This window comes from Geodermatophilus maliterrae, from assembly GCF_041018925.1.
GTDB classification, from domain to species: Bacteria; Actinomycetota; Actinomycetes; order Mycobacteriales; family Geodermatophilaceae; genus Geodermatophilus; species Geodermatophilus maliterrae.
Map to the genome: position 1 here is coordinate 63085 of NZ_JBFNXQ010000010.1, position 15786 is coordinate 78870.

Annotated in this window: 16 protein-coding genes; 3 read left to right on the forward strand and 13 right to left on the reverse strand. The window is 75.8% G+C overall.

All coding sequences use genetic code 11. The features are described 5' to 3' along the window. Positions 1–125: 125 nt before the first annotated feature. The 6 genes from der to xylA all read right to left on the reverse strand — a co-directional run bounded on the left by der (position 126) and on the right by xylA (position 6387). Positions 126–1475 (reverse strand): ribosome biogenesis GTPase Der, encoded by a 1350-nt coding sequence (gene der, locus ABQ292_RS05550; RefSeq protein WP_369204076.1) that lies wholly within the window; start codon positions 1473–1475, stop codon positions 126–128. Continuing rightward, the gene (cmk, locus tag ABQ292_RS05555; protein ID WP_369204078.1) at positions 1472–2167 is read right to left on the reverse strand and encodes a (d)CMP kinase; all 696 of its coding nucleotides are present in this window, start codon (positions 2165–2167) and stop codon (positions 1472–1474) included. Before cmk ends, der begins: the two co-directional genes overlap by 4 nt. A gap of 197 nt (positions 2168–2364) precedes the next feature. Beyond that, positions 2365–2727, reverse strand: coding sequence for a chorismate mutase (gene aroH, locus ABQ292_RS05560; RefSeq protein ID WP_204690333.1), 363 nt, complete (start codon positions 2725–2727; stop codon positions 2365–2367). Positions 2728–2886: 159 nt separating this feature from the next. Continuing rightward, on the reverse strand, positions 2887–3801 hold the full coding sequence (locus ABQ292_RS05565; protein WP_369204081.1) for an aldose 1-epimerase family protein: 915 nt from the start codon (positions 3799–3801) through the stop codon (positions 2887–2889). Further along, entirely contained in the window at positions 3798–5201 is a 1404-nt protein-coding gene (xylB, locus tag ABQ292_RS05570; protein ID WP_369204083.1) for a xylulokinase, read from the reverse strand. Before xylB ends, ABQ292_RS05565 begins: the two co-directional genes overlap by 4 nt. Position 5202: 1 nt before the next feature. Then, a complete protein-coding gene (gene xylA, locus ABQ292_RS05575) occupies positions 5203–6387 on the reverse strand; it encodes a xylose isomerase (RefSeq protein ID WP_369204085.1) in 1185 nt (394 codons plus the stop codon). Between the two features lie 161 nt (positions 6388–6548). On the opposite strand from xylA, the gene ABQ292_RS05580 reads away from it, so the two are divergent. Further along, positions 6549–7748 (forward strand): ROK family protein, encoded by a 1200-nt coding sequence (locus ABQ292_RS05580; protein WP_369204087.1) that lies wholly within the window; start codon positions 6549–6551, stop codon positions 7746–7748. 478 nt (positions 7749–8226) lie between these two features. Beyond that, on the forward strand, positions 8227–8535 hold the full coding sequence (locus tag ABQ292_RS05585; RefSeq protein WP_369204089.1) for a hypothetical protein: 309 nt from the start codon (positions 8227–8229) through the stop codon (positions 8533–8535). A gap of 94 nt (positions 8536–8629) precedes the next feature. Here ABQ292_RS05585 and ABQ292_RS05590 read toward each other — a convergent pair whose 3' ends face one another. The 7 genes from ABQ292_RS05590 to ald all read right to left on the reverse strand — a co-directional run bounded on the left by ABQ292_RS05590 (position 8630) and on the right by ald (position 15136). Beyond that, positions 8630–9478 carry a pseudouridine synthase gene (locus ABQ292_RS05590; protein ID WP_369204091.1) on the reverse strand — a complete coding sequence of 283 codons (849 nt, stop codon included), beginning with the start codon at positions 9476–9478 and terminating at the stop codon, positions 8630–8632. A gap of 97 nt (positions 9479–9575) precedes the next feature. After that, on the reverse strand, positions 9576–10442 hold the full coding sequence (gene scpB / locus ABQ292_RS05595) for an SMC-Scp complex subunit ScpB (protein ID WP_369204093.1): 867 nt from the start codon (positions 10440–10442) through the stop codon (positions 9576–9578). Next, entirely contained in the window at positions 10439–11281 is an 843-nt protein-coding gene (locus ABQ292_RS05600; RefSeq protein ID WP_369204095.1) for a segregation and condensation protein A, read from the reverse strand. The genes scpB and ABQ292_RS05600 overlap by 4 nt, the downstream gene beginning before the upstream one ends. A gap of 61 nt (positions 11282–11342) precedes the next feature. Next, a complete protein-coding gene (locus ABQ292_RS05605; RefSeq protein ID WP_369204097.1) occupies positions 11343–11849 on the reverse strand; it encodes a hypothetical protein in 507 nt (168 codons plus the stop codon). A 73-nt stretch (positions 11850–11922) separates the two neighbouring features. Then, positions 11923–12843: a ParA family protein gene (locus tag ABQ292_RS05610; RefSeq protein ID WP_369204099.1), complete on the reverse strand. Its 921-nt coding sequence runs from the start codon at positions 12841–12843 to the stop codon at positions 11923–11925. 200 nt (positions 12844–13043) lie between these two features. After that, positions 13044–14042, reverse strand: a complete 999-nt coding sequence (locus ABQ292_RS05615; RefSeq protein WP_369204101.1) for a site-specific tyrosine recombinase XerD — start codon at positions 14040–14042, stop codon at positions 13044–13046. Further along, positions 14021–15136: an alanine dehydrogenase gene (gene ald / locus ABQ292_RS05620; protein WP_369204103.1), complete on the reverse strand. Its 1116-nt coding sequence runs from the start codon at positions 15134–15136 to the stop codon at positions 14021–14023. The genes ABQ292_RS05615 and ald overlap by 22 nt, the downstream gene beginning before the upstream one ends. Positions 15137–15324: 188 nt before the next feature. Here ald and ABQ292_RS05625 point away from each other — a divergent pair. Beyond that, positions 15325–15786 (forward strand): hypothetical protein (locus ABQ292_RS05625; protein WP_369204105.1); only part of this gene is annotated, 462 nt, incomplete at its 3' end.

Here is a 15786-nt window from a genome sequence, read left to right on the forward strand (position 1 = left end):
GGGAGCCGGCTGGGAGGTCGCTGGGACGAACGAGCAGGTCAGCGGCCACCCTCCCGGCCGGTCGCCCCGGGCAGTCCCGGCGCGGCTACCGAGTGTCCGAGGTCACCGGCCGCATACGGCGGTGGTCAGCCCCGCTTGCGCTCGCCGCCCCGGCCCTCGCGGACCTTGACCGAGATGTCGAGCGGCGTCCCGCCGAAGCCCCACCGCTCCCGGAGCTTGCGCTCGAGGAACCGCCGGTAGCCGGCCTCGAGGAAGCCGGTGGAGAAGACGACGAACCGCGGCGGCCGGACGTCGGCCTGGGTCACGTACTTGATCTTCGGCGCGCGCCCGCCCCGGGCCGGCGGCGGCGTCTCCATCACCAGCTGGCGCACGTAGGCGTTGAGCTCCGCCGTCGGCACCCGGGTCTCCCAGGAGGCCAGCGCGGCCCGCAGGTGGTCGGCGAGCCTGCCGACGCCACGGCCGGTGGTCGCCGAGACGTTCACCCGGCTCGCCCACCTCACCCGGGCGAGGTCGCGCTCGATCTCGCGCTCGAGCTGGGCGTGCCGGTCCTCGTCGATCGCGTCCCACTTGTTGAACGCGATGACCAGCGCGCGGCCGGCCTCGATGACCTGGGTGATCACCCGCTGGTCCTGCTCGCTGATCACCTCGTCGGCGGCCAGCAGGACGACGGCGACCTCGGCGGCCTGGATCGCGGCCTCGGTGCGCAGGCTGGCGTAGTACTCCGTGCCGCTCGCCGTCGACACCTTGCGGCGCAGGCCCGCGGTGTCGACGAAGCGCCACTCCTCCCCGCCCAGCGTCACGATCGAGTCGACCGGGTCCACGGTGGTGCCGGCGACCGAGTCGACGACCGAGCGCTCGTCCTTGGCCAGCCGGTTGAGCAGGCTCGACTTGCCCACGTTGGGCCGCCCGACCAGCGCGACCCGGCGCGGCCCGCCCTCCTCCGGCTCCCCGCGGGGCGCCTCGGGCAGCGCGTCCAGCACCAGGTCCAGCAGATCCCCCGCCCCCCGGCCGTGCAGCGCGCTCACCGGCTGCGGCTCCCCGAGGCCCAGCGACCAGAGCTCGGCGGCGTTGGCCTCGCTGCGCTCGTCGTCGACCTTGTTGGCGACGACGATCACCGGCCGGTCGCTGCGGCGCAGGATGCGCGCGGCGGCCAGGTCGGTGTCGGTGGCCCCGACCTGGGTGTCGACGACGAGCACGATGACGTCGGCCGTCCGCATCGCGTGCTCGGCCTGCCGGCTGATCGACGCGCCCAGGCCCTCGGCCTTGGGGTCCCAGCCGCCGGTGTCGGTGACGGTGAACCGCCGCCCGTTCCACAGCGCCTCGTAGGAGATGCGGTCGCGGGTGACGCCCGGGACGTCCTGCACCACCGCCGCCCGCCGGCCCAGCACCCGGTTGACGAGCGTCGACTTGCCCACGTTGGGCCGCCCGACGATCGCGACCACCGGCAGCGGACCGCCGCTGCCCTCCTCGCTCATGCGTCCACTCCTCGCGCCCCGGTGGCCGTGAGCGCCAGCTCGACCACCCGGTCGACGACGCCCTCGCGGTCCAGGTCGGTGCTGTCCACGACCACCGCGTCCGCGGCCGGCCGCAGCGGGCTGTCCGCGCGGCTGCTGTCGTACTCGTCCCGGCGGCGCAGGTCGGCGGCCAGCTCGGCCACCTCGTCGGGGGTGGTGAGGCCGAGCTGCGCGGCCCGGCGCTCGGCGCGCGCCTCGGGCGCGGCGGTCAGGTAGATCTTCACGGTCGCGTCGGGCAGCACCACGGTGCCGATGTCACGGCCCTCGACGACGACGGCGTCCGCCGCGGCCACCAGGGACCGCTGCTGGTCGACCAGCTGCCGGCGCACCGCGGGCACCGCCGACACCGCCGACACGTTGCGCGTCACCTCCGCGCCGCGGATCCGGACCGCGACGTCGGTGCCGTCGACCTCCACCCGCTCGGTGTCGGCCGCCGTCCCCACCTCGATGCGCGCGCCGGCCACCACGCGGGCCACCGCCTCGGCGTCCTCCGGGTCGACCCCGGCGTCGAGCACGGCGACCGTGGCGGCGCGGTACATCGCGCCGGTGTCGAGGTAGCTCGCGCCGAGCCGGGTGGCCACCGCCCGCGCGACGCTGGACTTGCCCGTCCCCGACGGCCCGTCGAGCGTCACCTGCCCCCGGAAGCCGCTCACCGTGCTCACTGCACTCTCACCCGGCGCAGTGGTGGCCGCTCGCCGGCGCTCGCTCACTGCGCTCTCACCCCGCGCAGTGGTGGCCGCTCGCCGGCGCTCGCTCACTGCGCTCTCACCCCGCGCAGTGGTGGCCGCTCGCTGGCGCTCGCTCACTGCGCTCTCACCCCGCGCAGTGGTGGCCGCTCGCTGGCGCTCGCTCACTGCGCGATGTCCCGTCGCAGCGCCACGGCACCCCGCAGGTACACGTGCTGGATCTCCGCCCGCGGCTTCTCGGTCTCCACGTGTGCCATCAGCCGCAGCACCCGCGGCAGCGCGTGCGGCACCGAGATCTCGGTCGCGCACATCAGCGGCACGTCGCCCATGCCGAGCTCGCGCGCGGCGAGCGCCGGGAACTCCGAGACGAGGTCGGGGGTCGCGGTGAACAGGATGCTGATGATGTGGTCGTGGTCGAGGCCGTTGCGCTCGACCACCGTGTTCACCAGCTCCCGCGTGGCCTCGAGCACCTGGTCGCGGTCGTCGGCGTCCACCTGTGTCGCGCCCCGGATGGCCCGTACGGCCATGCACCCCTCCTCGGTCGGTCCCGGCTCCCGGACTGGGGTGCCTGGTCGAGTCTAGGTTCCGCCCGCCACCGCCCTCGGCCGCCTGCGGGACCTCACGAGTGCACAGTTGGGGATAACGGTGGCGGGTGGTGAGGTGCGGAGTCCCGGCGTCCGCACGGGTCAGAGCGGGCGGATGCCCCAGGTCGACGTCGTCGACTCGCCCGGCGTCAGCCGGTGCACCGCCTCGCCGCTGCGGAACGCGTCGGGCGGGCAGGTCATCGGCTCGACCGCCAGCCCCCGCCGCCGGCGGGACGCGGGCTCGACGACGTCGGCGCTGAACAGCTGCAGGTAGCGGTAGGAGGCGTCCATCCAGACGGCGGCGCCGCGCCCGTCCGGGCCGGTCAGCCGGACCTCGGCGACGCCGTCGGCGTCGCGCGCCAGGTCGGTGAAGCAGTCGTCGAGCCGCAGGTCACCCAGGCGCCGGCCCGCCCGCAGGTCGTACGGCGTCCCCTCGACCGGCTCGGTGCCCACGGGCAGCAGCCGCTCGTCGGGGACGACGCGGGTCGCCGCCGGCACGGTCAGCACGTCGCCGTCCAGCAGCCCGCTCGGCGAGGCCAGGTAGGGGTGGTGGCCCTCGCCGTAGGGCAGGTCGGCGTCGCCCTCGTTGGTGGCCGTCGTCGTCACCCGCAGCCCGCCGGCCGAGAGCTCGTAGCCGACCTGCAGCCGCAGGCTGAACGGGTAGCCCGGCTGCGGGTGCAGCAGGTGCTCGAGGACGACGGCGTCGGCGCTGCGGGCGAGCACCCGCCAGGCGGCGTACCGGACCAGCCCGTGCAGCGCCGCGCCCCGCTCCGGCTCGGTCACCGGCGTGACGTGCTCGGCGCCGTCCCAGGACCACACGCCGTCGCGCAGCCGGTTCGGCCAGGGGGCGAGCACCTGCCCGCGGCAGTCGGCCGCCATCTCGCCGGGGCCGTAGCCGTCGAGCACCTCGCGGCCGCCGGCCCGGTAGGTGCGCAGCCCGCCACCGACCTCGACGACGACGGCCTCGGCCTCCCCGGCGAGCAGGACGTGCTGCTCGCCGGTCGGCAGCAAGCTCACCGCAGGCGCTCGGCGGTGAGGTCACGGACCTCGGCGTAGCGCTCGCGGACGAACGGGTCCGGGTCGGCCTCGTAGGTCTCGGTGCTGGTGGCCGGCCACACCGGCGGGGTGTCGCCGCCGGCGAGGACCCACGCGGCCTGCCGGGCCGCGCCGTCGGCGACGTACTCCCCCGGCGGCGGCACGAGCACCGGGACGCCGAGGACGGCCGGCGCCAGCCGGCGGACGGCCTCCGAGCGGGCGCCCCCGCCGACCAGGAGGACCCGGCGCACCGGATTGCCCTGGGCGGCGATCGCCTCGAGCCCGTCGGCCAGGCCGCACAGCAGCCCCTCGACGGCGGCCCGGGCGAGGTACGCCGGCTCGGCCGTGGTGAGGGTCAGCCCGTGCACCGCCCCGGTGGAGCGCGGCCGGTCCGGGGTCCGCTCCCCCTCCAGGTAGGGCACCAGCACCAGGCCGCCGGAGCCGGCCGGGGCGGTGAGCGCCAGCCGGGACAGCTCCGCGTGGTCGACGCCGAGCAGCCGCGCGGTCGCGTCGAGCACGCGCGCGGCGTTCAGGGTGACGACCAGCGGCAGGAAGTTGCCGGTGGCGTCGGCGAACCCGGCGACGGTGCCCGAGGGGTCGGCGCTCGGTGTGGTGGAGACGGTGGAGACCACCCCGGAGGTGCCGATCGACAGGACGACGTCGCCCGGCTCGGCGTTGATGCCCAGCGCCGCCGCCGCGTTGTCCCCGGTGCCGGGCCCGAGCAGGGCACCGCCGTCGACGACCACCCCGGCCTGCTCCGCGGGACCGAGCACCCGGGGCAGCACCGGGGTGCGGCCGAACGCCCGCTCGAGCAGGTCGGGCCGGTAGGCCTCCTCCGCCGGCGACCAGTAGCCGGTGCCGCTGGCGTCGCCCCGGTCGGTGACCAGGGCATCCAGCCCGGGCGAGCCGGCCAGCACCCACGTGAGCCAGTCGTGCGGCAGGCAGACCGCCGCGGTCCGCGCGGCGTTGTCCGGCTCGTGCTCGGCCAGCCAGCGCAGCTTGGTGACGGTGAACGACGCGACCGGGACCAGTCCGACCGCGTCGGCCCACGCCTGCCCCCCACCGAGCTCGGCGGTCAGGTCGCTCGCCGCCTGCGCGGAGCGGGTGTCGTTCCACAGCAGCGCGGGACGGACGACCGCACCGTCGTCGTCCAGGCACACCATCCCGTGCTGCTGCCCGCCGACGGCCACCGCGGCCACGTCGGCGAGGCCGCCGGCCTCGTCGACCGCCGTCCGCAGCGCCGCCGCCCAGGCGGCCGGGTCGACCTCGGTGCCGTCGGGGTGCGGCGCCCGACCCTCGCGGACCAGGGCGCCGCTGTCGGCGTCCCGCACCACGACCTTGCACGACTGGGTCGACGAGTCGACCCCGGCCACCAGCGTCATGTCAGCGGGCGCCGAGCAGGTGCTCGAGCATCAGCTGGTCCAGGCGCACGACCCCGGCTCCGCGCCGGGCGACGGTGTCGGCGTCGAACTCCTCGAACGCCGAGCGGTCGGCCAGCAGGTCCTCGAAGGTCTCGCCCTCGGCCAGGGTCGGCTGCCGGAGCTCGGGCACCCGGGCGGCGGCCAGCGCCTCCTGGACCTCGGGGTCGGCGCGGAAGGCCGCGGCCCGCTCCTTGAGCAGCAGGTAGGTGCGCATGTTCGCCGCCGCGGAGCGCCACACGCCGTCCATGTCCTCGGTGCGCAGCGGCTTGTAGTCGAAGTGGCGGGGCCCGTCGTAGGCCGGGCCGCCCTGCGGGCCGCCGTTCTCCAGCAGGTCGACGGTGCTGAAGGCCTGCAGCAGGTCGCCGTGGCCGAAGACCAGGTCCTGGTCGAACTTGGGCCCGTGCTGGCCGTTGAGGTCGATGTGGAAGAGCTTGCCCAGCCAGATCGCCTCGGCGATGCCGTGGGTGAAGTTCAGGTTCGACATCTGCTCGTGGCCGACCTCGGGGTTGATGCCCACGAGGTGCGCGTGCTCGAGCCCGGAGATGAAGGCGATGGCGTGCCCGACGGTGGGCAGGAAGATGTCGCCGCGCGGCTCGTTGGGCTTGGGCTCCAGCGCGAAGCGCAGGCCGTAGCCGCGGGCCTCGGAGTACGCGGCCAGGGTGTCGATCGCCTCGGCGTAGCGGTCCAGCGCGGCGATGAGGTCCTTGGCGGTGTCGACCTCGGTGCCCTCGCGCCCGCCCCACAGCACGTAGGTCTGCGCGCCCAGCTCGGCGGCGAGGTCCATGTTCCGCATCACCTTGCGCATCGCGTAGCGGCGGACCTCGCGGTCGTTGGCGGTGAGCCCGCCCTCCTTGAACACCGGGTGGGTGAACAGGTTGGTGGTCACCATCGGGACGACCAGGCCGGTCTCGTCGAGCGCGGCACGGAAGCGCTTCAGGTGGTTGTCCCGCGCGGCGGTGTCGCTGCCGAAGGGGACCACGTCGTCGTCGTGGAAGGTGACGCCGTAGGCGCCCAGCTCGGCCAGCCGGTGCACCGACTCGACGACGTCCAGCGCCGGGCGGGTGGCGTCGCCGAACGGGTCGCGCGCCGGCCAGCCGACCGTCCAGAGCCCGAAGGTGAACTTGTCATCGCGGGTGGGCTGTGTCATCGGGTTCCTCCCAGGAACGGTGCGCGGGGACGGTGCGCGGGGGTGTCGGTGGACCGGCGGGGTGCGGGTCGCCCGGTGGCCGCTGGTCTCGTGGGCGACCTGCCCGGGCAGATTTTGTTTCGGTCTAGAACATAATGCACATCACAGCTAACCTCAAGCCCGTGTCGACGTCCGGGGCCACCAGCGTCCGGCCGTCCACGCCCCGGCCGGCCAACCTCGCGCTGGTGCTGCGCACCGTCTGCGCCTGGGACGGCGCACCGTCCCGGGCCGACGTCGCCGCGGCGACCGGGATGACGCGGGCCACGGCCACGCGGCTGGCCGACGACCTGGTCGCCGGGGGCCTGCTCGACGAGGTCGAGTCCGCGCCCTCGGGCCGTCGCGGCCGGCCGGCCACACCACTCGCGCCGGGCGCACGGGTCGTCGCCCTCGGCCTGCAGGCCGACGCCGGCCTGCTGGCCGCCCGGGTGCTCGACCTGCGGGGCCGCGTGGTGGCCGAGCGGGTCGAGACCGGGGACTTCCGGGGCAGCGACGCCGGGCCGACGCTCGCCCGGCTCGGCCGGCTGGGCGCCGACCTGCTCGGCCGGCTGCCGGACGGCACGCTGCTGGCCGGCGCCGGCCTCGCCCTGCCCGGCATCGTCGACGTCGGCGCCGGGGTGCTGCTGCGGGCACCGAACCTCGGCTGGTCCGACGTCCGGCCGGCGGACCTCCTCGGCGGAGGGCTCCCGCTGGAGCCGGTCCTGGGCAACGAGGCCGACCTCGCCGCCCGCAGCGTCGCCGAGGCGGCTCCGAGCCGGCCCGGACCGCACCGGGACTTCGTCTACCTCTCGGGGCAGATCGGCGTCGGCGGTGCCACCGTCCTCGGTGGCCGGGTGATGGGCGGCAGCTCGGGCTGGGCCGGCGAGATGGGCCACGTCTGCGTCGACCCGGACGGCCCCGCCTGCCGGTGCGGGTCGACCGGCTGCCTGGAGCAGTACGCCGGACGGGACGCGCTGATGGCCGCCGCCGGACTCCCCCGCGACACGGGCTCCCGTGACCTGGCCCTGCGCGCGGCCGACGGCGACCCGGCCGCGCGGGAGGCGGTGGACCGCGCGGCGTGGGCCCTCGGGATCGCGCTGGCCGGGGTGGTCAACGTGCTCGACGTCCCGACCGTCGTCCTCGGCGGCCAGCTCGGCGAGCTCGGCGAGCTGGTCCGCCCGGCGCTCGAGGGACACCTGGCACGGCGCGTCCTCTCCGCCCGCTGGCGCCGGCCCCTGGTCGAGGCCGCGGTCGGCGCACCGGCGGCAGGTGCCACCGGCGCAGCCCTGCGCGCGCTCGCGGACGTCGTCGCGGAGCCCGCCCGGTGGCTCGGGCCGCACGGGTGACGTCACGGGGACCACGCCCGGCGGGCTACTCGCCGGAGCCGGCGGTGAGGCCGCAGAGCAGGTGGCGACGGCCGACCAGGTACAGCACGGAGGCGGGGACGACGGACAGCGTGACCGCGCCAGCATGCCGGGGTGGTGAACCGGTCGTGGCGTTGGAGTTCGAGAGCGGGACCGCCGAGACGTACGCCAGGGGCTGATCCGGCCCACCGCGGCACGTCCACCGCCGGACTGCACCTGGCCGAGGGGGTGTGCTGCCTCGGCCAGGTCCGTCGTCGGGGCCGACCACGCGTGAGTCGTGTCCTCGGGTGAGCCGCCGAGGGTGGACGTCGACTGCCGCGGCACCGGCAGTGCACCGGGACCGTCGGATCACCAGGTGACGATGCGATGACGGCACGGTGACGCCACATCGTTCCCATGGAACCGAGATCCTCGTCCGGTGGGACCACCGGGCGGGCCGCAGACGAGAGCGGAGTCCGCCATGACCCATGGGCTCGTCATGGAGGTCCCGGCACCGGCCGACTTCTACGACGCCTTGCACACCGAGATAGGACGCCGCAGCGCCGGCAGGGCCGACGGGATGCTGCTGCACGTGGGCCGGGTGACCGGCGACGGCTTCGAGGTGTTCGAGGTCTGGGAGTCCAAGGACGCGTGCGACCGCTTCTTCGCCGAGGTCGTCTGGCCGGCGGTGGCCGCCGTGTCGGACGCCCACGCGCCGCAGGTGGAACCGGTCATGACGGAGTTCGAGCCGCGCGGCCTGATCGTCCCCAGCGCGGCCATCGCCGTCTGACGGACCACCTCGCGCCTGCCACGACGCCCCGACTCCACGCCGGACGACACCCGTCCGGGCCGGGCCCTCCTCCCGTCCGAGCCGGGCCGGGCGATCAGAGCCCGACGAGCTCCTCGAGCGCCCCGACCTCCTGCCGGGTCAGCCGGCGGATCGAGCCGCTGCGCATCCGCTGCAGCTGCACGGGTCCGACGGCGGTGCGGGTCAGTCGCGACACCGGCAGGCCGACCGCGGCCAGCAGCCGGCGCACGATGTGCTTGCGGCCCTCGTGCAGGACCACCTCGACCACCGACTGCCCGGCGTGGGTGTCGACGACCTTGAAGGAGTCGACCTTGACCGGGCCGTCCTCGAGCTCGATGCCCGCGCGCAGCCGGCGGTGCACGTCGCGGGACACCGAGCCCGACACCTGCGCCAGGTAGGTCTTCTTGACCCCGTAGGAGGGGTGGGCCAGCCGGTGGGCCAGCTCGCCGTCGTTGGTCACCAGCAGCAGGCCCTCGGTGTCCTGGTCGAGCCGGCCGACGTGCACCAGCCCGGGCGCGAGGTCGCCCACCATGTCGCCGATCGTGGGCCGGTCGCGGTCGTCGCTCATCGCGGTGAGGACGCCGGAGGGCTTGTTGACCGCGTAGGTGACGCGGTCGTCGCGCAGCTCGATCCGGCGCCCGTCGACGGCGATCTTGTCGGTGGCCGGGTCGACCCGCATGCCCTGCACCTCGACGGTCCTGCCGTTCACGCTGATCCGGCCGCGGTCGATCATCTCCTCGCAGACGCGGCGGGAGCCGACGCCGGCGCGGGCGAGCACCTTCTGCAGCCGCTCCCCCTCCCGCTCTCCCGACGTCGCGGCGGGCCCGCGGTCGCCGGGGTGGGCCGGGGCGAGCTCCATGTCCTCCGACCAGCCCTCACCGCCTGGGGTGCCGGGGAGCTCGTCGGGGTGCGGTGCGGTGGTCATCGCCGTCCAGTCTCCCACCCCGCCACCCCGGGACGGACGGCGCTGGGGCGCCGGGACCAGCGGTCCTCGCGCGCCGCCGTCCCCTTCCCGGTCGCGCTCACGCCTCCGGCAGCTGCTCGGCGGCGACGCTGGCCGCGTCGGGCAGCAGCGGCGCCAGCGGCGGCAGCTCGTCGAGGCCGGTCAGGCCCAGCCGCTCGAGGAACAGCGGCGTCGTGCCGTACAGCCCGCCGCCGCTGTCGGGGTCGGTGCCCACCTCGGCCACCAGGCCGCGGGCGAGCAGCGTGCGCATGACGCCGTCGACGCCGACCCCGCGGATCGCCGACACCCGCGCGCGGGTCACCGGCTGGCGGTAGGCGATGACGGCGAGGGTCTCCAGCGCGGCCTGGGTGAGGCGGGTGCGCTGACCGTCGGCGAGGTGCCGCTCGACGACGGGGGCGAACTCCTCGCGGGTGTAGAGCCGCCACCCGTCCCCCACCCGGCGCAGCGTGATGCCGGCGCGGCGGGCGTCGTAGTCCGCGGCGAGGCCGGGCAGCGCCGCGCGCACCTGGCCGAGCGGGCAGCGCAGCGCGCCGGCCAGGGTGACCTCGTCGACCGGGCCGTCGGCGACGAACAGCAGCGCCTCCAGCCCGCCGCGCACCTCGGCCGGGTCGAGCTCCGGCTCCGGCCGAGGTGGCAGCTCGAACAGCGTGTCGGGCTCCGGTCCGGGCTGCGGCGCGGCACCAGCGGGCGCCTCCGGTCCGGCCGGCGGCTCGGGCTCCTCGGGCACCGGTGCCGGCTCGGCGTCCGGCGGGGACGGCCGCTCGGCCACCCGGGCGGCCAGCTCCGCGGCGACGGCGTCCCAGACCGACGGGTCGGCATCGGGACGCCCCGCCGTCTCCTCACGGGTGGCCGCCAGCTCGGCGGCCAGCGCCTCCCAGGAGATCGGGCCCCGCTCGCCGTCGGGGGAGGTCTCCGGGCCGGTCACGACGCCTCCCGGTCGCCGTCCCCGAGGCCGGCGACGACGGGGACGGCGGAGGGGCCGGTCCAGCGCACGTGCAGCTCCCCGAGCGGCGTCAGCTGGGTGAAGACGACCCGCTGCTGCCGGTAGAGCTCCAGCAGCGCGAGGAAGCGGGCGACGACCTCCATCGTCGTCCCGCAGTCGCCCGTCAGGGCACGGAAGGTCAGCGTGCCTGCGCCGAGCAGTGCGCCGCGAACGGCGAGCAGCTGCTCGGCCACGCTCACCGGTGGGGCGTGCAGGTGCCCGACGCCGACCGTCGGCGGCTCCCTGGGCGTGAGCGCCCTCGCGGCCAGGGCGGCGAAGCGCTCCGGCGTGACGCCGAGCAGCACCTCGGGCAGCAGCTCGGCGAAGCGCGGCTCGAGCGGCACCTCGCGGGCGTACCGGCGGGAGGCGCCGGTCCCGCGCTCGCGCAGGAAGGCCGCGGCCTGCTTGTAGGCGCGGTACTGCAGCAGCCGGGCGAAGAGCAGGTCGCGGGCCTCGAGCAGCTCGAGGTCGTCCTCGTCCTCGATCTCGGCGGCCGGCAGCAGCCGGGCGGCCTTGAGGTCGAGCAGGGTGGAGGCGACGACGAGGAACTCGCTGGCCTGGTCGAGGTCGAGCTCGTCGCCCATGGCCCGCAGGTGGGCGATGAACTCGTCGGTGACCACCGACAGGGCGATCTCGGTGACGTCGAGCTGGTGCCGCCCGATCAGCTGCAGCAGCAGGTCGAACGGGCCCTCGAAGTTGGTGAGGTGGACGGTGAACCGGGTCGGCGGCGCGTCGTCGGCGACACGCTCCGCCGTTGCCACCGCCCGTCCCTCACCGCTCACGGACCGCAAGGCTACGGCCGGCCCCCGACAGATCCCGCCATCCACGCGCGAGAGGCGCGCCTCATCCGCGCAGCCGCCGGACGAGCACGGACGTGTCGCCGTTGTCGGCCAGGTCGGCCAGCAGCACGGCGATCGCCTCGCGCACGATCCGGCCGCGGTCGGCGGCCACGCCGTGCTCGGCGCGCAGCGACAGCCGGGCGCTCTCCAGCGCCAGCAGCTCCTCGGCGGAGATGTAGACGGTGATCTTCTCGTCGTGCCGGGCGCGTGCGCCGCCGGGCGGGCGGGCGGCCTTGCCGCGGGTGCGGGCCCCGGGCGCGGACGGCGGCGGCGCGGCGGGAGCGCGGTAGGCGGCCAGCGGGTCGGCCTGCGCACCGCCGGGGACCAGCGTCAGGCCGGTCGGGGCGGGCTCCTCGGCCGTCGGCTCGGCCGCGCGCCGGGCCGAGCCGCGCAGCGACGGGGAGGTGGTGGCCGAGGCCAGGTTCGGCAGCTCGGTGACCTCCGCCGCCGGCGGGGTGTCGGTGCGCCGGAACAGCTCGGCGGCACCGGGCAGGACCGGACGGCGGGTCACGCGACCTCCTCGCCGGCGCTCGTCGGACGCGCTCCGCGACGTCGGCTTCCCATCGGTGACCTCGCGAGCTCGGTCACAGTGCGATGACCTCCTTGGCCAGGTCGCGGTAGGCGGCCGCGCCCGAGGAGGTCGGCGCCCAGGTGGTGATGGGCTGGCCGGCGACGGTGGTCTCCGGGAAGCGCACGGTGCGGTGGATGACCGTCCGGAACACGGTGTCGCCGAAGGCCTCGACCACCCGGCTGAACACCTCGCGGCAGTGCACGGTCCGCGAGTCGTACATCGTGGCGAGGATGCCGGAGATCTCCAGCTCGGGGTTGAGCCGCTCCTTGACCTTGTCGATCGTGTCGACCAGCAGCGCCACCCCGCGCAGCGAGAAGAACTCGCACTCCAGCGGGATCATGACGCCGTGCGCGGCGGTGAGCGCGTTGACCGTCAGCAGGCCCAGCGAGGGCTGGCAGTCGATGAGGACGTAGTCGTACTCGTCGCGCACGGAGTCCAGCGCGCGCAGCAGGGTCTGCTCGCGGGCGACCTCGCTGACCAGCTGCACCTCGGCGGCCGAGAGGTCGATGTTGCTGGGCACCAGGTCCAGGCCGGGCACGTCGGTGCCCACGCGGACGTCGGCCAGCGTCGTCCGCCGCTCCATGAGCGCGTTGTAGACGGTGCGCTCGAGCTGCTGGGCCGGCACGCCGAGGCCCACCGACAGCGCGCCCTGCGGGTCCAGGTCGACCAGCAGCACCCGGCGGCCGTACTCGACCAGCGCGGCGCCCAGGTTGATCGTCGACGTCGTCTTGCCGACGCCGCCCTTCTGGTTGCACATCGCGACGACCCGCGCCGGCCCGTGCCGCTCGAGGGGCGGCGGCTCCGGGAGCCGGTGCTGCCGCGCGCGGGCCGGGTCCAGCCGCGAGGCGGCGGCACCCATCTCCGTGCCCATCACGCTGCCGCTCTCGGCCGGGAGCGCGAAGGCCTGACCGGCCGCGTCTCCTCGGATCGCCATGAGTCGCCCTTCCTCCGGTGCCCTGCCGGCGGTGCCGGCCGCGGGCAGCCGTCCTGTCCGCTCGGGTCGTCACAGAGGGTAGGGAGGTCGCTGCGCGGGACGTGGGAGGACACGCCGGGTCTGGCGAGTGTTGCCGTGGGTCCCGACCGGTCACCCGGACGGCGTGGGCGAGAAGTGCCAGCCGCAGCACCCCGCCGTCGTCAGCTGAGGGCGCGCGGGTGGCTGCTGGCGTAGACCTCCCGCAGCTTGTCGACGGTGACCAGCGTGTAGACCTGCGTGGTGGTCACCGAGGCGTGGCCGAGCAGCTCCTGCACCACGCGGACGTCGGCGCCGCCGTCGAGCAGGTGGGTGGCGAAGGAGTGCCGCAGCGTGTGCGGCGAGACGTGGTCGGCGGTGAGGCCCGCCGCTCCCCCGGCCCGCTCGGCCGCCGTCCGCAGGATCACCCAGGCGCTCTGCCGCGACAGCGGCCCACCGCGGGCGTTGAGGAACAGCCGGCCGCCGCGGACGCCGCCCCTCCCCGCCGCGGCCAGCGCCGGCCGCGCGCGGACCAGGTACTCCTCGACGGCGCGCAGGGCGTAGCTGCCGACCGGCACGATCCGCTCCTTGCCGCCCTTGCCGGCCAGCCGCACCACCGCCTGGCCGCGGTCGAGGTCGTCGACGGCCAGCCCCACGGCCTCGGAGATGCGCGCGCCGGTGCCGTAGAGGACCTCCAGCAGGGCCCGGTCGCGCAGCCCGCGCGGGCCCTCGACCGAGCCGGCCGCCTCGATCAGCGCGACCACGGCCTCCACCGGGATCGCCTTGGGCAGCCGCCGGGCCGGGGACGGCGGGCGCACCTCGGCGGCGACGTCACCGGGCACCAGCCCGTCGAGCAGCGCGAAGCGGTGCAGCCCCCTGACGGCGACCACCGCGCGCGCCGCCGAGGTCGGCGACAGCGGTGGGTGCTCGTCGTCGCCGGCCCGCAGCGCGGCGAGGAAACCGGAGACGTCGCTCTCGGCCACCTCGCCCAGGCCCCGCACCCCCGCGCCGGTGAGGAACTGCACGTAGCGGCGGAGGTCGCGGCGGTAGGAGGAGATGGTGTTGGCCGCCAGGCCGCGCTCGACGGCGAGGTGGTCGAGGTAGCCGGTGACCACCCGCTCGACGTCCGGCCCGGCCGACGGCGGTGCTCCCGTCGCTGTCGTCAGGACAGGACCTCCTCCCACGGCACGGCGCTCATCCCGTGCGCCTGGGCGACCTCCGGCAGCACGACCTGGCCCGCGACGACGTTGACCCCGTGGGCCAGCGCCGGGTCGGCGGTCACCGCCGGCCGCGTGCCCTGGTTGGCCAGGGCCATGACGTAGGGCAGCGTCACGTTGGTCAGGGCGTGCGTCGAGGTGTTCGGGACGGCGCCGGGCATGTTCGCCACGCAGTAGAACACCGACTCGTGCACCCGGAAGGTCGGCTCGTCGTGTGTCGTGGGCCGGCTGTCCTCGAAGCAGCCTCCCTGGTCGACGGCGATGTCGACGAGCACCGACCCGGGCTTCATCCGCTTCACCAGGTCGTTGCCCACGAGGGTCGGGGCCTTGGCGCCGGGCACCAGCACCGCGCCGATCACCAGGTCGGCGTCGAGGACCGCGCGCTCGACCTCGTAGGAGTTGGACGCGACCGTCTGCAGGTGACCCTGGTAGATCCGGTCGGCGGCGCGCAGCTTGTCGACGTCCCGGTCGAGGACGACGACCTCGGCCTGCATCCCCAGGGCGATCGCGACGGCGTTCATGCCCGACACCCCGGCGCCGAGGACGACGACCTTCGCCGCGTAGACGCCCGACACCCCGCCGAGCAGCACCCCGCGGCCGCCGTGCGCGCGCTCCAGGCTGTGCGCGCCGACCTGCGGGGCCATCCGCCCGGCGACCTCGCTCATCGGCGCCAGCAGCGGCAGGGCGCCGTTCGCCGTCTGCACGGTCTCGTAGGCGATCGCCGTGGTGCCGGAGGCGAGCAGCGCCTCGGTGCAGGCCCGCGAGGCGGCCAGGTGCAGGTAGGTGAACAGCGTCTGCCCGGCGCGCAGCCGCCCGTACTCCTCCTCGACCGGCTCCTTGACCTTGAGCAGCAGGTCGGCGTCGGCCCAGACGTCGTCGGCGCTGCCGACGATCCGCGCCCCGGCGGCGGCGAGGTCGGCGTCCGGGATGGACGAGCCCTCTCCCGCGCCCTGCTCGACGAGGACCGTGTGGCCGGCCCGGGTCAGCTCCGTGACCCCGGCCGGGGTCAGCGCCACCCGGTACTCCCTGTTCTTGACCTCTCGGGGCACCCCGACGTGCATCCGATCCGCTCCCGTCCGTGCGACCGCGCCGAGGTCGTCGGCCCGCGCCAGCTGCTGGGTCCTGCTGCTACGGCCGCCCGGTGGGGCGACCCGGCCGGAGCCTAGCCAGCGCCCGGGCTGCCGCACCCCGGTCCAGCGCCGACGATGGCGCAGGTCCGCGTTCCCTCACACGTCCGGAGGACACCCCGATGCGCCTCTACGCCTCCCGCCCCGACCGCCGGCTGGTCCAGGTCCTGGCCGACGCCGGGGTGCTCGCGTGGGCGGCGCTGTGGGTGCTGGTCGCGCGGGTGGTGCACGGGGCGGTGCTGGTGCTGGCCGAGCCGGGCCGCGCGGTGGAGGACCTCGGGAGCTCGGTGGCCGACAGCATGGGCTCGGCGGCGTCGGCGGCCGAGGACGTGCCCGTGGTCGGCGACGAGCTGTCCGCGCCGTTCGAGGCGCTGGGCGAGGCCGGGGGCTCGGTGAGCGGCGCCGGGCAGTCCGCGCAGGACGCCGTCGCCACGCTGGCCACCGTGCTGGCCGTCGTCCTCGTCGTCCTGCCGGTCGGCTGGCTGCTGGTGCGCTGGCTGCCGTGGCGGCTGCGCTGGGTGCGCGAGGCGTCCGCGGTGTCGCGGATGAGCGGCCGGCCGGCGGAGCTCGAGCTGCTGGCCGCG

Coding starts and splice junctions, on each gene's coding strand:
- der (WP_369204076.1), bottom strand. CDS start 1,475: ATGAGCGAGGAGGGCAGCGGCGGTCCGCTGCCGGTGGTCGCGATCGTC.
- aroH (WP_204690333.1), bottom strand. CDS start 2,727: ATGGCCGTACGGGCCATCCGGGGCGCGACACAGGTGGACGCCGACGAC.
- xylB (WP_369204083.1), bottom strand. CDS start 5,201: ATGACGCTGGTGGCCGGGGTCGACTCGTCGACCCAGTCGTGCAAGGTC.
- xylA (WP_369204085.1), bottom strand. CDS start 6,387: ATGACACAGCCCACCCGCGATGACAAGTTCACCTTCGGGCTCTGGACG.
- ABQ292_RS05585 (WP_369204089.1), top strand. CDS start 8,227: ATGACCCATGGGCTCGTCATGGAGGTCCCGGCACCGGCCGACTTCTAC.
- ABQ292_RS05590 (WP_369204091.1), bottom strand. CDS start 9,478: ATGACCACCGCACCGCACCCCGACGAGCTCCCCGGCACCCCAGGCGGT.
- ABQ292_RS05610 (WP_369204099.1), bottom strand. CDS start 12,843: ATGGCGATCCGAGGAGACGCGGCCGGTCAGGCCTTCGCGCTCCCGGCC.
- ald (WP_369204103.1), bottom strand. CDS start 15,136: ATGCACGTCGGGGTGCCCCGAGAGGTCAAGAACAGGGAGTACCGGGTG.